The 17,979-nt window shown below is 66.7% G+C and carries 19 protein-coding genes; all 19 read left to right on the forward strand.

Going from position 1 to position 17,979, the window contains the following annotated elements; genetic code table 11:
• Window positions 1-18 precede the first annotated feature (18 nt).
• Window positions 19-2,733, forward strand: coding sequence for a UPF0182 family protein (locus WG208_RS07200; RefSeq protein WP_337170661.1), 2,715 nt, complete (start codon window positions 19-21; stop codon window positions 2,731-2,733).
• 147 nt (window positions 2,734-2,880) lie between these two features.
• Window positions 2,881-4,026 (forward strand): ADP-forming succinate--CoA ligase subunit beta, encoded by a 1,146-nt coding sequence (gene sucC, locus WG208_RS07205; RefSeq protein ID WP_337170662.1) that lies wholly within the window; start codon window positions 2,881-2,883, stop codon window positions 4,024-4,026.
• Window positions 4,023-4,895, forward strand: coding sequence for a succinate--CoA ligase subunit alpha (sucD, locus tag WG208_RS07210; RefSeq protein ID WP_337170663.1), 873 nt, complete (start codon window positions 4,023-4,025; stop codon window positions 4,893-4,895). The genes sucC and sucD overlap by 4 nt, the downstream gene beginning before the upstream one ends.
• A gap of 132 nt (window positions 4,896-5,027) precedes the next feature.
• Window positions 5,028-5,921 carry a CBS domain-containing protein gene (locus WG208_RS07215; protein WP_337170664.1) on the forward strand — a complete coding sequence of 298 codons (894 nt, stop codon included), beginning with the start codon at window positions 5,028-5,030 and terminating at the stop codon, window positions 5,919-5,921.
• Window positions 5,922-5,923: 2 nt separating this feature from the next.
• Entirely contained in the window at window positions 5,924-6,346 is a 423-nt protein-coding gene (ndk, locus tag WG208_RS07220; protein WP_337170665.1) for a nucleoside-diphosphate kinase, read from the forward strand.
• Window positions 6,347-6,450: 104 nt separating this feature from the next.
• Window positions 6,451-6,909, forward strand: a complete 459-nt coding sequence (locus WG208_RS07225) for a DUF177 domain-containing protein (protein ID WP_337170666.1) — start codon at window positions 6,451-6,453, stop codon at window positions 6,907-6,909.
• A gap of 37 nt (window positions 6,910-6,946) precedes the next feature.
• Entirely contained in the window at window positions 6,947-7,129 is a 183-nt protein-coding gene (gene rpmF / locus WG208_RS07230; RefSeq protein ID WP_337171253.1) for a 50S ribosomal protein L32, read from the forward strand.
• A gap of 2 nt (window positions 7,130-7,131) precedes the next feature.
• Entirely contained in the window at window positions 7,132-8,190 is a 1,059-nt protein-coding gene (gene plsX / locus WG208_RS07235) for a phosphate acyltransferase PlsX (RefSeq protein ID WP_337170667.1), read from the forward strand.
• Window positions 8,187-9,182 (forward strand): beta-ketoacyl-ACP synthase III, encoded by a 996-nt coding sequence (locus WG208_RS07240; RefSeq protein ID WP_337170668.1) that lies wholly within the window; start codon window positions 8,187-8,189, stop codon window positions 9,180-9,182. The genes plsX and WG208_RS07240 overlap by 4 nt, the downstream gene beginning before the upstream one ends.
• Before the next feature lie 61 nt (window positions 9,183-9,243).
• Window positions 9,244-10,194, forward strand: a complete 951-nt coding sequence (gene fabD, locus WG208_RS07245; RefSeq protein WP_337170669.1) for an ACP S-malonyltransferase — start codon at window positions 9,244-9,246, stop codon at window positions 10,192-10,194.
• A gap of 2 nt (window positions 10,195-10,196) precedes the next feature.
• The gene (gene fabG / locus WG208_RS07250; protein ID WP_337170670.1) at window positions 10,197-10,997 is read left to right on the forward strand and encodes a 3-oxoacyl-[acyl-carrier-protein] reductase; all 801 of its coding nucleotides are present in this window, start codon (window positions 10,197-10,199) and stop codon (window positions 10,995-10,997) included.
• A gap of 133 nt (window positions 10,998-11,130) precedes the next feature.
• Complete coding sequence (locus WG208_RS07255; protein ID WP_012683125.1) at window positions 11,131-11,370, forward strand: acyl carrier protein; 240 nt, start codon at window positions 11,131-11,133, stop codon at window positions 11,368-11,370.
• Window positions 11,370-12,611: a beta-ketoacyl-ACP synthase II gene (fabF, locus tag WG208_RS07260; protein ID WP_337170671.1), complete on the forward strand. Its 1,242-nt coding sequence runs from the start codon at window positions 11,370-11,372 to the stop codon at window positions 12,609-12,611. Before WG208_RS07255 ends, fabF begins: the two co-directional genes overlap by 1 nt.
• A gap of 67 nt (window positions 12,612-12,678) precedes the next feature.
• Window positions 12,679-13,905, forward strand: coding sequence for a CofH family radical SAM protein (locus WG208_RS07265; protein WP_337170672.1), 1,227 nt, complete (start codon window positions 12,679-12,681; stop codon window positions 13,903-13,905).
• A gap of 11 nt (window positions 13,906-13,916) precedes the next feature.
• A complete protein-coding gene (locus WG208_RS07270) occupies window positions 13,917-14,765 on the forward strand; it encodes a menaquinone biosynthesis protein (protein ID WP_337170673.1) in 849 nt (282 codons plus the stop codon).
• Window positions 14,766-14,795: 30 nt separating this feature from the next.
• Window positions 14,796-15,860: a cyclic dehypoxanthinyl futalosine synthase gene (gene mqnC, locus WG208_RS07275; RefSeq protein WP_337170674.1), complete on the forward strand. Its 1,065-nt coding sequence runs from the start codon at window positions 14,796-14,798 to the stop codon at window positions 15,858-15,860.
• A gap of 6 nt (window positions 15,861-15,866) precedes the next feature.
• On the forward strand, window positions 15,867-16,352 hold the full coding sequence (gene ispF, locus WG208_RS07280) for a 2-C-methyl-D-erythritol 2,4-cyclodiphosphate synthase (RefSeq protein ID WP_337170675.1): 486 nt from the start codon (window positions 15,867-15,869) through the stop codon (window positions 16,350-16,352).
• The gene (locus tag WG208_RS07285) at window positions 16,345-17,016 is read left to right on the forward strand and encodes a DedA family protein (protein ID WP_337170676.1); all 672 of its coding nucleotides are present in this window, start codon (window positions 16,345-16,347) and stop codon (window positions 17,014-17,016) included. Before ispF ends, WG208_RS07285 begins: the two co-directional genes overlap by 8 nt.
• Complete coding sequence (gene xerD / locus WG208_RS07290; protein ID WP_337170677.1) at window positions 17,009-17,965, forward strand: site-specific tyrosine recombinase XerD; 957 nt, start codon at window positions 17,009-17,011, stop codon at window positions 17,963-17,965. Before WG208_RS07285 ends, xerD begins: the two co-directional genes overlap by 8 nt.
• Window positions 17,966-17,979 lie beyond the last annotated feature (14 nt).

Here is a 17,979-nt window from a genome sequence, read left to right on the forward strand (position 1 = left end):
GTCGATGAGCATCGGTCGATGAGCATGCGCCGGGGGTGGTTCCTCACCGGTCTTCTCGTGCTGGCCGTGTTGCTGCTGGTCGGCCGCACGGTCACGGCGTTGCTCGTCGATCATGCATGGTTCGCCGCCATGGATGCTCCCGCGCTCTTCTGGGAGCAGGTCATCGATACGCTGGTGTTGCAGGGCGGCGCGTGGGTGCTGGGATCGGTGTTCGCGTTCGCGAATCTCTATGCCGTGCGCCGCACCATCGCCGCCGTGGCCATGCAATCGCGGGTGGCGAACATCGAACTGACGGCCATGGTGCCGCATCGCCGGTTGCTGTCGGCCACGATCATCGTGGCGATGATCGTCGGCGCGCTGCTGGCGATTCCCATGACCAACTGGACCGATCTCGCGCTCGTCCGGCATGGACTGCCGTTCGGTGAAATCGAAGGCATTCTCGATCGTGATCTGGGTTTCTACGTGTACTGGCTCCCGCTCGAGGAGACCCTGTACCTCTGGACGCTGGTGAGTGTGGTGACGCTCACGGCCATGGTGCTGGTGCTGTACGCGCTCACCCGGTCGTTGCGTCTCGAAGGACGACGTCTCGCCGCGTCCACGCATGTGCGGCGTCATCTCAGCGTACTGGGCGCGCTCGTACTCGTGCTGCTGGCCTGGAGCTATCGGCTGGACGCCTTCGATCTGCTGCAGTGGGGCAGTGGGCCCGACGGGTTGTTCCTGCGCGTCGATCACCGGGTGACCTTGCGCGTGGACTGGCTGCTGTCGGCGATGTGCGGACTGGCCGCGCTGATCGTCCTGCGCACCGGCTGGATCGGTCAGTTGCGGGCGGCATTCGTCACGCTGAGCATCGTGCTGCTTTCGGCCGTGGGGTTCCGGCACATCACGCCGGCGGTCATCGCCCGCACCGATGTGTTGGGTGAGGCACCACTGCGCGACCGAGACTATCTGGCATCGCGCGCGCTGTTCAGTCGACGGGCGTTCGATGTGGATGGGATCCGCACGGTGCCGACCGATTCCACCGGTGCGGCTTCCATTTCGGCTTCCACTCCCTCTTCCCGCGTCCTTCTGCCACGCCTGGCGATGGCCACGCTCGCCATGCACACCAGTCTCTGGGATGAGCACACGCTCATCGGCGGACTGGGTGCCGGTGTGTCGCCGGCTCGCGCGGCGGCATCGCCCGGACCGGCCGACGAAGAGCCCACGAGTGCGCTGCGTTCGGAGCGACTGGGGGCTCGTGCTCCCAATCGGTTGGTCGACGCCACGCCGCTGGGGTGGACCGTCGTGGACGGACGGCTGTCGGCGCTGCTGGTGCGTCGCCCCGTGGCCGGTGGCGAACCCTGGCGACTCTCGCTGGTGGACGTCACCCGCCCGGCGATCCGTGACAGCTTGCTCGATCTCTTCGCAGCGGATCGGCAGGCCAATGCCGACATGGATGTCGGTGCGGGCGCCGACCCGGAGCTCCGACCGGAGCTTCGGGAAGGCGAGGACGGATGGGCCACGGCCACCTGGCCGCTGGTGGCGCCGGGACTGGGCGGTGCACGTCTGATCGACGCTGGTCGCTCGCCGGACATTCCCGGCGCTTCGCTGGCCAGCGCGCGAGCGCGGATCGCCCATGCCTGGGCCCTGCGGGACGCCTCGCTGCTCCAGCAGGACAGTCTCGACACCAGGAACCTGCGGCTGGTGACACATCGCGATGTGCGGGAACGGGTGCGGCGGCTGGCACCGGTGTTCGTGCAGGGCGAGCAGGTCCTGCCACTTCGCGATGGCGAGCGGTTGTACTGGGTGCTGCATCTCTACAGCGCATCCGATCGGTATCCCCTGAGCCAGCGCTGGCAATTGGCGGGCGGGGTGTATTCGTACTTCAAACTGGCGGCCACCGCGGTCGTGGATGCCACCACCGGCCGGGTGCGACTGATTCCGGTGGACCGTCCCGATGCGCTGACCCGCACGTGGATGGCCAAGCTGCCGACCCTGTTCTCACCGCCGGCCGCGTTGCCCGCCACACTCGTCGACCAACTGCCGCCCGCCACCGACGGCGCCACCGCACAGATCCGCACGTTCGCGCGATATGGCTCGCGTCTCGAAGGATCGGTGGTGCGGCATCTGCCCGACAGCGCACTGGTGGGAGGCGCACCGGCCCCGGTGGCCCCCCCCACCGCCACTGGCACTGCTATCGCGTGGAGCGTGCCGCTGCTCGACGCCGGCGATGAACTCGATGGCATGATCTCGGTGGTGGGCGGCGCAACACGGGCGACCTGGTGGGCCAATGCGTCCACGCCCTCGCATCGCTGGCGCGCCCTGCTCGATCGACTGGCCGGCGCGCTGGACAGCGCCCGGGCCGCGGTGCCCGACGGGGCGCGGCGGGACAACCGTCTGCGTCTGGCACGCCCCGATGTGGTGCTGACCACCCGCGGCATCCTGGTCGTGCAGCCGGTGCTCTGGTCGCGCGGCGACGGCAGTCTGGTGGTGGCTCGCGTGGGGGTGACCGACGGTCAGCGGATCGGCGTGGGTGCCACGTTGGCCCAGGCACTGGCCGGCATCGGCGAAACGACACAAGGCGGGGGAGGGGACCGCATGACCGGCGCGCCGGTCACGCTCCTGACGCCCTCGCCGGAGGACCACGCCCTGCGCCTCTACGACGCCATGCGGCAGGCCCTGCGCCGCGGCGACTGGGCCGCCTTCGGGACAGCGTTCGACAGCCTCGGGCGCGTATTGGGACGAACGCCGCAGTGACGGCCGTCGCCATGACGGCGGCCGGTCGGGTCGTCGCCGGTTCCGGCGACCCGCCCGCAGGGAACGGATCCGGACACAGGCGGTTGCTGTGAACGGCCCCGACCCTCTAGCATTGAACCGACCACATTCCCCGATCTTGGAGAGCGCGTGAACCTACACGAGTATCAGGCGAAGGAGCTGTTGCGGGCGGCCGGTGTGCCGATTCCGCCCGGTGAAGTCGCCACGACGCCGGAGCAGGCGGAGGCCATTGCCAAAAAGTATGGCACCGCCGTGATGGTGAAGGCCCAGGTCCATGCCGGCGGTCGCGGCAAGGCCGGTGGCGTGAAGTTCTGCCCGACGCCGGAAGCGGCGAAGGAAAAGGCCACGGCCATCCTCGGCATGACCATCAAGGATCTCATCGTCGAGAAGGTCCTCGTCACGGTCGCCGCCGACATCGGCTCGGAAGCCTATGTGGGCATCATCGTCGATCGCGCGACGAAGAAGCCGGTGTTCATGGTGTCCGCCGCGGGCGGCATCGACATCGAGGAAGTCGCGGCCACCACGCCGGAGAAGATCCTCTACCACCCGGTGGACACGCGCTACGGCCTGCTGCCGTTCGAAGCCATGCGCATGGGCTTCTTCCTGTACAAGGACGTCAAGCTCGCGCGTCAGGCCGCGAAGATCATGCAGCAGCTCTACACGGCGTTCATGAACGCCGGTTGCTCGCTGGCGGAAATCAATCCGCTCGTGATGACGCCGCAGGGTGAGCTCATCGCCGTCGACGGCAAGATGGTCATCGACGACAACGAACTCGATCGCCGTCCCGAGATCGCCGCGCTGCGCGACGAATCGAGCGAAGCGCCCAGCGAAGTGGACGCGCGCAACGCCAACCTCACGTTCATCAAGCTCGATGGCAACGTGGGCTGCGTGGTGAACGGCGCCGGTCTCGCCATGGCCACGATGGACCTCGTGAAGTACTACGGCGGCGATCCGGCCAACTTCCTCGACATCGGCGGCTCGTCGAATCCGGAAAAGGTCGTGAATGCACTCCGCATCATCACCGCCGATCCGAACGTGAAGTGTATTCTGTTCAACATCTTCGGCGGCATCACGCGCACCGATGACGTGGCCAATGGCATCGTCACGGCGACGAAGGCGAATCCGCTCAAGGTGCCCATCGTCATCCGTCTCACCGGCACCAACGAGGAGATCGCCGTGAAGATCCTGCAGGAGAACGGCTTCTCCGCCTCGAACGACATGGATGCGGCCGTGCAGCGCGCCGTCGAACTCGCCACCAAGGGAGGTGCGGCGTGAGCATCTTCATCGACAACGGCACCAAGCTGGTGGTGCAGGGCATCACGGGCCGCGACGGCTCGTTCCATGCCAAGCAGATGATCGAGTACGGCACGAAGGTCGTGGCCGGTGTGACGCCGGGCAAAGGCGGTCAGACGTTCGAAGGCACCGCCCCCATCTTCGATACCGTGTACGACGCGGTGCAGGCCACGGGCGCCAACACGTCGGTCATCTACGTACCGCCCATGTACGCCGCCGACGCCATCATGGAAGCCGCGGCAGCGGGCGTGCAGCTCATCGTCTGCATCACCGAAGGCGTGCCCGTCCTCGACATGACCAAGGTGTACCCGTACGTGAAGGAGTACGGCGCCCGCCTCATCGGCCCCAACTGCCCGGGTCTCATCACGCCGGGCGAGAGCAAGGTCGGCATCATCCCGGGCCGCATCTGCGCGCCGGGTCCGGTCGGTGTCGTGAGCCGCTCGGGTACGCTCACGTACGAAGTCGTCAACGCGCTCACCAAGGCCGGCATCGGTCAGAGCACGTGCGTCGGCATCGGTGGTGACCCGATCAACGGCACCAACTTCATCGACTGCCTCGCGGCGTTCGAAGCCGATCCGAACACCAAGGCCGTGGCCATGATGGGCGAAATCGGCGGCACCGACGAACAGGAAGCCGCCACGTTCATCAAGGAGAACATGACCAAGCCGGTCGTGGGCTTCATCGCCGGTCAGACGGCTCCGCCGGGACGTCGCATGGGTCACGCCGGCGCGATCATCTCGGGTTCGGCCGGTACGGCCGCCGAGAAGATCGAGTCGTTCAAGGCCGCCGGCATGGGCGTCGCCCAGCGTCCGGTGGACTTCGTGGAACTGATCCAGGCGCGTCTGGCCTGACCGGGCGACTGGGCGCTGATCCCGGCGCCCGGAAGCTCCACAGGCACCTCGAACAGGCACCACCAATACGGCGCGGGGTACAGCGGCCACTCGGCCCCTGTACCCCGTTCCGCTTTTCCCCCATACTGCACAATGCCGTCGCGTCTCGCCGATCTCCTGTCCGCCGCGCGCCTTCGCGTGCCGATGGCGGCGCTGACGCTCGCCGATGCCGCGTACGAACTGGCGGAAGGCTTCGTCGATTCGGGCAGCCTCTCCAATCTCGAGCTGCTCCACGAGCGTATCGAGGAGGCGCGTCCGGAGGACGTGGTCGGGCTGGCCGACCGGGCGTTCGTCATGCACTACCGCACCGAGGCGGTGAAGGATCTGGTGGTGGCCTTGGGCCGCTCGGTGAAGCCGGTGTGCCGCATCCTCGACGACGACGAAACCCAGTGCGCGCGTGTGGTCATTCTCGTCTGCTCGCCGCCCCGGCAGGCCGCCCGGCATCTCCAGGTCGTGGGCGCCTTCGCCCGGACGCTGTCCAAGCCGGCGCATGTCGAAGCACTGCTGGCGGCGGAGACACCGGGTGCGGTGCTGAGTCTGCCGTTCCTGACCGGCACCGAGCTGCCGGCCCAGCTCACCGTGCGGGAGATGATGACCACCCAGCCGCGTACGGTGGGCCCGGAGGCGCCGCTCAAGAGCGCGGTGCTGGAAATGGTACGATCGGGGCTGGGCGGGTTACCGGTGGTGGATGGCGACAACCGGGTCGTGGGCATGCTGAGCGAGCGGGAGCTGCTGCGGGACCTCATGAGCCGTTATCTTCCGCGCGCCGGGGGCGTCGCAGGTCCCCAGCCGCCAGCAACGGCGCGGCGCACGGTGGCCGATCTCATGACCCGTCAGGTGTTGTGTGTCGCTCCCGACCAGCCGCTGGCCGAAGTGGCGTCGCTCATGCTCAACAAGGACGTCGATCGTGTGCCCGTGGTGAAGAACGACCGACTGGTCGGCTTCCTGACCCGCGGAGACATCGTTCGCAAATTGATCGGAACGTGACCATGGCAGGTCGGAAGACACTTACCATCGTGAAGCCGGATGCATTCGGCAGTGGCAAGGCGGGACTCATCATTGCGTTGCTCGAGCAGGCGGGCTTCGTGGTCCGGGCGGCCCGCGTGCTGCACCTGACCCAGGCGCAGGCCGGGGAGTTCTACGCCGTGCACAAGGAGCGCGGTTTCTACCCCGAACTGGTCGAGTTCATGACCAGTGGTCCGTGCATGCCGCTCGTGCTCGAGCGCGACGACGCGGTGGCCACGCTGCGCACGGTGATCGGGGCGACCGATCCGGCCGAAGCGGCCGAGGGCACGGTGCGCAAGCTGTACGCGGAATCGAAGGGCCGGAACGCGATCCACGCGTCGGACTCCGACGAGAACGCAGAGCGGGAAGCCCGGTTCTTCTTCGCGGAAGCGGACACGATCGGCTGAGGTGCCGGCGCCCTTGTGTGAGGGTATCGGTCGCTCTATTTTTAACGGCTATGCTGTACTTTGACATCCGTAGTCTGGAAACGCACGCCGAGAGTGTCGATGGGATGCTCGCGGCCGCGGATCCGGTGTGGCAGGAGGACGATGCCCGTCCGGTCGAACCGGGAGTGCATGTCGTCGGCCGCCTGTCGGGTGCGGGAGCCGGTCGCTTTTATTTCAGTGGCCGGTTCGAGGGTGCAGCCGTGACCGCGTGCAGGCGTTGCCTGACCGAGGTCACCGTGCCGGTGTCGGACGATGTGCATCTGCTGTTTGCCGAGTCGGATGTCGACGAGGCGGACGAGGATGATGTCGTGTTGATTCCAGCCGGCGAGCGGGAACTCGATCTCCGTCCGGCGGTGCGCGAGGAGTGGCTGCTGGCCGCTCCGTCGTTTGCGCTCTGCCGGGAGGATTGTCGGGGGCTTTGCCCGTCGTGTGGTGCCGATCGCAACCGGGAGGCGTGCAGTTGTCCGCCACCCTCGGATCCCCGTTGGGATGGTCTGCGCGTAGCGCGCAGTGCCGATTCCTGACGGCCTTTTTCGTCTCGAACGTTCAGGTCAGAGTCCCATGGCCGTACCGAAGCGCCGCACCTCCAAGCGGCGGAAGCGCGCCCGCAACACGCACAAGACCGCGCCCGCTATCGTGATCCAGTCGTGCCCGCAGTGTAGCGCCCCGAAGCGTCCGCACCGTGTGTGTGGCGAGTGCGGCTACTACGCGGGTGAGCAGCGGGTAGAAGCGCAGGAAGCGTAAGCTTGGCGCGCATCGCCGTGGATGCCATGGGGGGCGACTTCGCTCCCCGGGCCCCCATCGCGGGTGCGCTCCTTGCGCTCGGAGCGCTGCCCCCGCACCACCAGATTGAACTGATCGGCCAGACGGCCGTCATCGAATCCGAGCTCGACGCCCTCCTGCGTGGCGAGCTCGCCGAGCTGGCGCACGTCCGCGATCGCATCACGATCGTCGAGGCTCCCGATGTCATCGAGATGTCGGACAAGCCCGCCGCGGCCCTGCGCCGGAAGCCCAACAGCTCCATGGTCGTCGGCGTCAAACGCGTCGCCGAAGGCGAGGCCCAGGGCTTCGTGTCCGCCGGCAGCACCGGCGCCCAGATGGCCATCTCGCTGATGGTGCTCCGGCTGCACGCCGGCATCACGCGCCCCGCCATCGGCGCCATCTTCCCGTCGGCCAAACAGCCGGTCCTCGTGCTCGACGTCGGCGCCAATGTCGACTGCGCCCCCGAGGAGCTCGTCCAGTTCGCGCGCATCGGTACCGTCTACGCCAAAGCGCTGCTCGGTCGTGACAACCCGGCCATCGGTCTCCTCTCCATCGGTGAGGAAGCCGAGAAGGGCAATCTCGCCGTCAAGGAAGCCCACCAGCGGCTGCTCGGCGCCGGTCTCAATTTCCTCGGCAATGTCGAAGGTCGGGATCTGCCCAAGGGAGCCTGCGACCGGGGGCTCATCGATGTCGTGGTGTGTGATGGATTCACCGGCAATATCCTGCTCAAGTTCTACGAGAGCATCGGCCCCTTCCTGATCGGCATGGTCTCGAAGGTGGGGCAGCTCGATCCGCGGCAGGTCATGGGTTCCCTCAAACAGTTCGATGTCGACGAGTACGGAGGATCCCCGCTGCTGGGTGTGCGCGGCGTCTCCGTGATCTCGCACGGCAAGAGCTCACCGAAGGCCATCAAGAATGCCATCTCCGTCGCCGTGCGTGCGTGGGAGTCGGGTATGACCGACGAGATCGGTCGCCGCCTCGCCGAATCCGTTCCCGAGGCGCCTGCGGCGCCGGCCGCACCCGTCACGGGTCCGGCCAAGTGAAGCGCCCCATCGCGTATATCGCCGGGACGGGACATGCCGTGCCGCGTCGTGTCGTCACCAATGCCGACATCGCGGCCATGGGCGTCGACACCAGCGACGAATGGATCATCGAGCGCACCGGCATCCGGGAACGACGCATCGCGGGAGAGGGTGAGTCGCTCACGTCGATCGCTGCCGAAGCCGCCCGTCAGGCCATGGCCCGCGCGGGTGTGCAGCCGGGTGAGATCGACATCATCATCCTCGGCACGGCCTCGCCCGACCATCTGCTGCCGGCTACGGCCGTGGAAGTGCAGACGGCGCTGGGTTGCGCCCGCGCGGCCGCGTTCGATCTGTCGGCCGCCTGCTCGGGATGGTTGTACAGCACGATCGTGGCCGAATCGCTCATCGCCCATGGCACCGCCGATACGGTGCTCGTGATCGGCGCCGAGCGGTTGAGCGGGATCGTCGACTGGACCGACCGCAACACCTGCATCGTGTTCGGCGATGGTGCGGGCGCGACCGTGATGCGTCGTACCGAGAAGGCGCAGCAGCGTGGCGTGCTTTCGAGCTTCATGCGTTCCGACGGCGCACTGGCCGAACTGCTCTGGCGTCCGGCCGGCGGTGGCGTGACCCCGTTCTCGCCCGAGACCTTCGCGCAGCGGAAGCACTATGTGCACATGTCGGGACGCGAAGTGTTCAAACACGCCGTGCGCTCGATGGCCGAAGCCACCGATCGGGCGCTCGACGCCGCGCGTCTCACCGCCGCCGATGTGGATCTGCTCATTCCGCACCAGGCCAACGTGCGCATCATCGAAGCCACGGCGAAACACGCCGGCATCTCGATGGACAAGGTGTTCGTCAATGTCGACCGCTTCGGCAACACCTCTGCGGCCTCCATTCCGATCGCGCTGAACGATGCCGTCGAACAGGGACGGGTGAAGGAAGGCATGACGGTGCTGTTCGCCGCCTTCGGGGCCGGCTTCACGTGGGGTTCGCTGGTCGTCCGTTTCTGACGCATCGGGTCTTGCTGATGCCTCTTCATTCGCTTCACCGTTGCACGCGGGTGTTCTGACGATGGCTACGGAATTCGTCCTGCTGCTGCCGGGGCAGGGATCGCAGAAAGTGGGCATGGGCAAGGATCTCTACGACGCGTTCCCCACGGCCCGCGAGATCTTTCATGCCGTGGACGATGCGGTGGGCAGTGCGCTGTCCACGCTGGCCTTCGAAGGCCCCGCCGATGAGCTCACCCGCACGCTGAATGCGCAGCCCGCGCTGCTCGCGCACAGTGCCGCCGTGTGGAGCGTCGTGAAGGACGCCATCGGCGATCGGCTGCGGGCCGCGGCCGGTCATTCGCTGGGTGAGTTCTCCGCGTATCATGTCGCCGGCGCGCTCGACGTGTCGGGCGCCGCGCGTATCGTGCGGCAGCGCGGCACGCTGATGTACGAGCAGGGCATCGCACGACCTGGTGCCATGGCCGCCATCCTCGGCGTACTCACGGCGAGCATCGACGAGCTGTGTGCGCAGGCCACCGCGGAGCGCGGACTCGTCGTGCCGGCCAACTACAACAGCGAAGAGCAGGTGGTCATCTCGGGTGAAGTGGCGGGCGTGGAGCGCGCCATGGAACTGGCCCGGGAGGCCGGTGCGAAGCGCTGCCTGCCGTTGCCGGTGAGCGGCGCGTTTCATTCGCCGCTGATGGCTCCCGCCGCGAGTGGCCTGGCCGCCGCGCTCGATGCCGAAACCTGGCAGGACCCACGCGTACCCGTCGTGGCCAATGTGAATGCCGAGGCCATCACCGATGCCGCCACCGCGCGCGCGCTGCTCGTGCAGCAGCTCACCGCGCCCGTGCGGTGGACGCGCGTGATGCACACGCTCGCCGAGCGCCATCCCGACGCCACGTTCGTGGAGATCGGTGCCGGCGCGGTGCTGACGGGGCTGGCGCGCCGTATCGCGCCGTCGGTGAAGACGATGGCCTGCGGCACGGTGGCCGAGGTGGAGAAGCTGCTCGAACTCGCTCAGGGAGCCTGATGATGACGACATCCTCGACCACATCCACGACCGCTTCCACGACTGCACAGGGCGCGCGGATCGATCTGACGGGACGCGTTGCGCTCGTGACGGGTTCGACGCGCAGCATCGGTCTCGCGATCGCAGAGACCCTGGCCCGGGCCGGCGCCCGGGTGGCCATCACCGGACGCGATGCCGCGCGCGCGGCCGAAGTGGCGCGTCAGATCAGCGAAGCCACCGGTGTCGAAGCGCGGGGGTATGCCGCCGATGTGTCCGACACCGCGCAGGCCACGGCGCTCGTCGAAGCGGTCGAGAAGGATTTTGGACAGCTCGACATTCTCGTGAACAATGCCGGGCTCACGCGCGACAACCTGATGATGCGCATCAAGGACGAAGACTGGGATGCGGTCATCGATGCGAATCTGCGCGGCGCCTTCGCCACCTGCCGGGCCGCCACGCGCGGCATGATGAAGCGCCGCTGGGGCCGCATCATCAACATGGCCAGCGTGGTGGGCATCATGGGCAACAAGGGGCAGGTGAACTACGCCGCGAGCAAGGCGGGACTGATCGGCATGACCAAGTCCATCGCCCGGGAACTCGCGTCGCGGAACATCCTGGCCAACGTCGTGGCGCCGGGCTTCATCGAAACGGACATGACGGCGGCGATGACACCGGAGGCCCGGGCCTCGCTCAGCGCGGACATTCCGCTCGAGCGACTGGGCACGCCGGACGATGTGGCGGGCATCGTACTGGTGCTCGCATCCGATCTGACCAACTATGTGACCGGTCAGGTCTTTGTGGTGGACGGCGGCCTGGCAATGTGACGCTCGCGTCGGGTCGGGTTCCGCAGCCGGGAATTCTCCCTTCGGGGTGCTCCGGCCGGACCCTCCCTGTGGTGCAGCACACCGGCTAACTTCCCCTTTCTCACTCTCAAACAACTCCAGAGGAACACCTCCCATGGCGGATCACGCGTCGAAGATCAAGGACATCATCGAGAAGGAACTCGGCGTGGAGCGCGAGAAGCTGACCCCCGAAGCGAGCTTCATCGAGGACCTCGGTGCCGACTCGCTCGACATCGTCGAGCTGGTCATGGAGTTCGAGAAGGAGTTCAACATCGACATCCCCGACGAGGACGCCGAGAAGCTCCGCACGGTGGGTGACGCGGTCGCCTATCTCGAGGCGAAGGTCGGCGGCTGATGCGGCGGCGGGTCGTCGTCACGGGGCTCGGGGCGGTCACGCCCGTCGGAAACGACGTGGCGACGACTTGGCAGTCGCTGCTGGCAGGGGTGTCCGGCGGGGCACCGATCACGAAGTTCGATGCCAGCACCTTCAAGGTGCAGTTCGCCTGTGAAGTGAAGGGCTTCGATGTGTCACCATACATGGACCGCAAGGAAGCCAAGCGGGCGGACCTGTACACGCAGTACGCCATGGCGGCGTCGGTGCAGGCGATGCAGGACGCCGGGTTGTCCGAAGGGGGCTTCGTGCCCGAGGACTGCGGCGTCATCATCGGCAGCGGTATCGGTGGCCTGGCCACGATGGAAGAGCAGCACACGGTGCTGATGACGTCGGGCAACAGGCGCATCTCGCCCTTCTTCGTGCCCATGTACATCGCCGATATCGCCGCCGGTGTGGTGTCCATGCGTTTCGGCGCCAAGGGTCCCAACTTCGCCACCGTCTCCGCGTGCTCCACGAGTGCGCATGCGGTGGGCGAGGCCTTCCGCACCATCGCCTATGGCGACGCGGATGTCATGATTGCCGGCGGTTCCGAAGCCTCGGTGTTGCCGATGGCCATCGGTGGCTTCGCGAACATGACGGCGCTCTCGGAGCGCAACGATTCACCGGCCACCGCGTCGCGGCCGTTCGATGCCACGCGCGATGGTTTCGTGCTCGGTGAAGGCGCCGGTGTGGTCGTGCTCGAGGAACTCGAGCACGCCCGTCGCCGCGGCGCGCGCATCTACGGCGAAGTGGTGGGCTACGGTGCCACCGGCGATGCGTATCATCTCACCGGCCAGCCGGACGCGCACGAAGGGCTGCAGCGCGCCATGCGCAAGGCCATCAAGGATGCCGGCATCGCGCTCACCGATGTCGATTACGTGAACGCGCACGGCACGTCCACACCGCTCAACGATCCCAACGAGATCAAGGCGATCAAGACGGTCTTCGGCGACCATGCGTGGAAGTTGTCGGTCAGCTCCACCAAGTCGGCCACCGGGCACATGCTCGGCGCCGCGGGTGGCGTGGAATTCATCGCCTGTGCGCTTGCCATTCGCGACGGCATGATCCCACCCACCATCAATCACGCGACTCCCGATCCCGAGTGCGATCTCGACATCACCCCGAACGTGCCCAAGGCCCGTCCGGTGAACGTCGCGATCTCCAACAGCTCCGGGTTCGGTGGTCACAACGTCTCGATCGCGCTCCGACGGTGGACCGAATAGGGTCGTCGGGACGTGAAACGAGGTGACGCGCGGCCTGTCCGCCGCGCCAACGTCCGGGTACGTCCTGATGCCGCTTGCTGTGCCGTTCGATCTGTCCCGATTGCGTGATCCGGCGCTCCTTCCGATCGGCGAAAAGCTGATCGCCGGGGAGCGCCTCTCCGTTGCCGACGGGATCACGCTCTTCCGGTCGCCCGATCTGCTGGGGGTCGGTGCGATGGCCGATGCCGCCAACCGGGCGCGTCACGGCGACCGCGTGACGTTCGCGTCCAACCAGCACATCAATCCCACCAACGTCTGCATCCTGCGCACGACGTGCACCTTCTGCGGGTATGCACGGCTGCCCAAGGAAGAAGGCGCGTATCGGTACTCGCTCGACCAGGTGCTCGCCGAATCCGATCGTGCCGACGGCACGATCACGCGCGAGTTCCACATCGTCGGCGGGCTCGACATGCAGACGGGGCTCGAGTACTACACGACGATGTTCCGCGCGCTCAAGGCGCGGCATCCGCAGGTGCACATCAAGGCGCTGACGGCGGTCGAGATCGCGCACATCGCGCGCATCGAGAAGATGAGTCGCGCCGACGTGCTCACCGCGTTGCGCGATGCAGGGCTCGACACGCTGCCCGGTGGCGGCGCGGAAACGTTCAGTGCGGCCGTGCGGGACGTCATCGCGTCGAAGAAGCTGGGCGGCACCGACTTCATCGACGTGCACCGCACCGCGCACCAGCTGGGAATCCGCTCCAACTGCACGATGCTCTACGGTCACGTGGAGACCATCGAGGATCGCATGGAGCATCTGGCCATGCTGCGCGACCTGCAGGACGAGACGGGCGGATTCCTGGCCTACATTCCGCTGGCCTATCATCCCGACGACAACGAACTGGGCAAGACACTCGGCCGGCAGGGTACCTCCACCACCGGTGCCGACGACCTGCGCAATCTCGCCGTGGGGCGGCTGTTCCTCGACAACTTCGAGCACATCAAGTCGCACTGGATCATGGTGACGTCGGCCGTCTCCCAGCTGGCGCTGCATTTCGGCGTGAACGACATCGAAGGCACCGTGGTGCGCGAGAAGATCTATCACGCGGTGGGTGCGCACACGCCGCAGGGGATGACGCTGCCGCAGTTGCTCAAGCTCATTCGCGGGGCGGGGAAGGTGCCCGCCGAGCGGGACTCGTTCTACAACGTGCTGCGGGAGTTCGGTCCCGACGACACCGGCGAAACAGGCGAAGCGGGTGAAGCAGGCGACACGCCGGATGGCGTGTCTGCCGATCTCACCGCCGTGGCATCCTGAGGGAGCGGGGCATGCTGCGCGTCGGACGCATCCGCTACATCAACTGCTATCCCGTGTACGGGGCGATCGATCGGGGGATCGTACCGCTGGAGGGAACGCTCGTGAACGGCGTACCCACCGATCTCAATCGCCTGATGGCGGCCGGTGAGCTCGACGTCAGTGTGGTCTCGGCGGTGGAGTACGCACGCGATGCGACGCAGTTGCTGCTGCTGCCCGAGATCGGCATCACCAGCGACGGTCCGGTGCGCAGCGTCATGCTGTTCAGCAAGCGCGCGCCGCAGGACCTCGGCGGACGTCGGGTGGTCGTGAGTCGCAGCAGCATGACATCGGTGGCGCTGCTCGAACTGCTGTTCGAACACGTGTGGCGGTGTCGCCCGGAATTCGTGCCCGGCGATGCCGAGCTGTCGGACATCGCCCGCTTCGAAGAGGAAACGCACGACGCGCGCCTGGTGATCGGCGACGCCGCGCTCAAGCTGTTCGATGAAAGCGCACGCGGCGGTCCGTGGGCCGAACGGTATCCCTGGCGTGAAGACCTCGGCGCGGTATGGAAGCAGTGGACCGGTCTGCCGTTCGTGTTTGCCGTGTGGGTGGCGCGTCGTACCACGCCGGTGCACGCCTCGTTGTCGGCGCACGCGTCGCTCATCGCCTCGCGCGATTGGGGACTCGATCATCTCGATGTCCTCGCCCAGCAGGCGGCGGAAACCAGCGGTGTGCCGCTCGACACGTGCACCGAGTATTTCGCCGGACTCGACTATCGTCTGTCGTACCCGCATCTCGCGGGGCTCACCGAATTTTTCCGTCGGCTGGTGTTGGCAGGCCGCGTTCCCAATGGAACGCTTGCCTTCCTGCCCGCCGCCTGATCGTCTCTTCGCCCGAAACGAGTCGCCACCATGCGTGACCTGCTCGACTTCTACACGAACGCGCCGTTGCTCGAACTGGGAGGCGAAGCGGACCGCGTCCGCGAGGCCAAACATCCGCACGGCATCGTCACGTACATCGTCGACCGCAACATCAACTACACGAACGTCTGTGTGGCGGATTGCGGTTTCTGCGCGTTCTATCGCCGGCCGAAAAATGGGGAAGGGTACACGCTCTCCTACGAGCAGATCGGCGCCAAGATCGACGAGACCAAGGCACTGGGCGGTGTGCAGATCCTGATCCAGGGTGGGCACAATCCGTACATCCCGTTCGAGTGGTATCTCGATCTGATGCGCTACATCAAGCGCTATCACCCCATCCACATCCATGGCTTCTCGCCGAGTGAAGTGGATTTCTTCGCCACACGTTTCCGCATGGATGCGCGCGACGTGATCCGCGAACTCAAGGCCGCGGGGCTCGACTCCATTCCCGGCGGCGGCGGCGAGATCCTGGTGCAGCGGGTGCGCGACATCGCCGCGCCCAAGAAGGCCGGCGCCGATCGCTGGCTCGAGATCATGGAACTCGCGCACAACGAGGGGATGAAGACCTCGGTCACGATGATGTACGGCATCGGCGAGACACTGGCCGAACGATTGGAGCATCTGCAGCGGGTGCGCGACCTGCAGGCGCGTACGAACGGCTTCACCGCGTTCATCACCTGGCCGCTGCAGCCGGAGAACACGCCGGCCATGTCGCACATGCCCAAGACCGACGCCACCACGTATCTGCGCACCGTGGCCATCTCGCGCATCGTGCTGGACAACGTGCCCAATCTCCAGTCGAGCTGGGTGACGATGGGCATGAAGGTGGGGCAGTTGGCGCTGCGCTTCGGCTGCAACGACTTCGGTTCGCTGATGATCGAGGAGAACGTGGTGTCGGCGGCCAACACCACGCATCGCACGACCATCGACGAACTCGATCGGCTCATCGTCGACGCCGGCTTCACGCCCGCGCGTCGGCGCCAGGACTACTCGCTGCTCACGGGCGAGGGCGTCGCACCGGCCGCGCCCATCACCGCATCCACGGCTGCGGCCTGAGTATCGATGTCCACCGGTATGCGTGTGGGCGTGGGGTACGATTCGCATCGTTTCGGCGAAGGCGGACCGATGCGACTGGGGGGTATCGACATCCCGGCCGACCGGCACTGTGCCGGTCACTCCGACGGCGATGCCATCTGTCATGCCGTCACCGACGCCATTCTCGGTGCCGCGGGACTGGGTGACATCGGCGAGATGTTTCCCGACACCGACGCGGCCAACAAGGGCAAGGATTCCGTCGTCATGCTCGCGGCAGCCGTGGAGCGGCTGCACGCCGCGGGATGGCGCGTGGGCAATGTCGATATCACCGTCATCACCCAGCGTCCCAGGATCGGACCGCATCGCAGCGCCATGCGGGAGCGTCTCGCGGCAGTGCTGCAGGTGGACGCCGGCGATGTCTTCGTGAAAGGCAAGACCAACGAAGGACTCGGGTGGATCGGCCGGGAAGAAGGACTCGGCGTGATCGCCACGGCCACGGTTGTCCGTGCGTGAACTGCTCGACTGGCTGACCACGCTTCCCGATCCGCTGCTCTACGGCGCGATTGTGCTGGCGGCGTTCGCCGAAAATGTCTTTCCTCCACTGCCGGCCGATACGGTGATCGCACTCGGCGCCTTCGTGGCCGCACGCGGCAACGGCACGGCACTCGGCGTGTGGGGCGCCACGATGCTCGGCAACATCGGCGGCGCGATGTTCATGTACTGGGTGGGTCATCGGTTCGGATTGCCATGGCTGTCCCGGCGCGTGCCCGCGCTGCTGCCGGCCGATGCCAGCGAACGGTTCGCGGAACGATTTGCCACGCAGGGCATGCTGGCCGTGATCATCAGCCGCTTCCTGCCGGCGGTGCGCGCCGTGGTGCCACCGGTGGCCGGCGCGCTGGGCATTGGCGCGTTGCGGGCTGGCATCGCCATGACCATCGCGTCGGGTGCGTGGTACGGTCTCGTCTGCGTGCTGGCCTTTCGCGCCGGAGAAAATGCCGATGCACTGCTGACGAAGATCTCGGGGCAGCAGCGTCTCATCGGTCTCGTTGCCGTCGTGCTGGCCGCGCTGTTCGCGGGCATCTGGTGGCAGCGCGCACGCGCGAAACGCGCGCGGAGGCAGCCCACGACGCATGCCCCCACGCACACGCCGCCGGGTGGCGATCACGACAATGTCTGACGGACCCGACGCCGCGGAGAGGGAAAATGCGGAGAGGGAAAATCAGGAACACGCCCTGCGACGCGGGTTCCATCTCCAGGCCTTCGAAGACGCACTGCAGATCGAGGAAGGCGCGTCGCCGCGCACGGTCGAAGCGTATCGCCGTGACGTGATCCGCTGCGCGGCCTACATGCGGGCGCAGGGCATTGGTCAGGCGCGGGACATCACACCGGCCGCGTTGCGGGAATTCGTCTATCACCTGAAAGATCTCGGGCTTGCCGGCAGTTCCATTCGTCGCAACATCTCGGCGTTGCGCACATGGTTCCGCGTGATGGTGGCCGAGGGATTGGTGACCGTCGATCCCACGGAGCGACTGGATACGCCGCAGCGGTGGCGGACACTGCCCGAAGTGCTCACGGTGGACGAAGTGACGCGTCTGCTCGCCGCCCCGGGACTCGATGAACGTCTGGCGTTCCGTGATCGTGCGATGCTCGAACTCGCGTACGGGGCGGGGCTGCGTGTGTCGGAGTGGATCGGCCTCGAGGTGAAGGACGTGCTGCTCGAGGAAAGTCTGGTGCGGGTGCTGGGCAAGGGGAGCAAGGAGCGTCTGGTACCGATCGGCCGCAATGCCATCGGCGCCGTGGCCGTGTATCTGCGCGAGCTGCGGCCCGTGCTGGAGCGTGGTGCGGGCAAGGGCATCCTGTTTCTGAACGGGCGCGGCGTGCCGCTCACCCGCATGGGCGCGTGGAAGATCCTGCGCAAATACGTGGAGATGGCGGGCATCGAAAAGCAGGTCTCTCCGCACACCCTGCGTCATTCGTTCGCCACCCATCTCCTCGAAGGCGGGGCCGACCTGCGGGCGGTGCAGGAGATGCTGGGTCACGCCGATATCGCGACCACGCAGATCTACACGCATGTGGATCGTGAGTATCTGCGCAGTGTGCACCGGCAGTTTCATCCGCGGTCCTGACAGCGGCCCCTGCG

The sequence above is a fragment of the Gemmatimonas aurantiaca genome, from assembly GCF_037190085.1.
GTDB lineage: Bacteria > Gemmatimonadota > Gemmatimonadetes > Gemmatimonadales > Gemmatimonadaceae > Gemmatimonas > Gemmatimonas aurantiaca_A.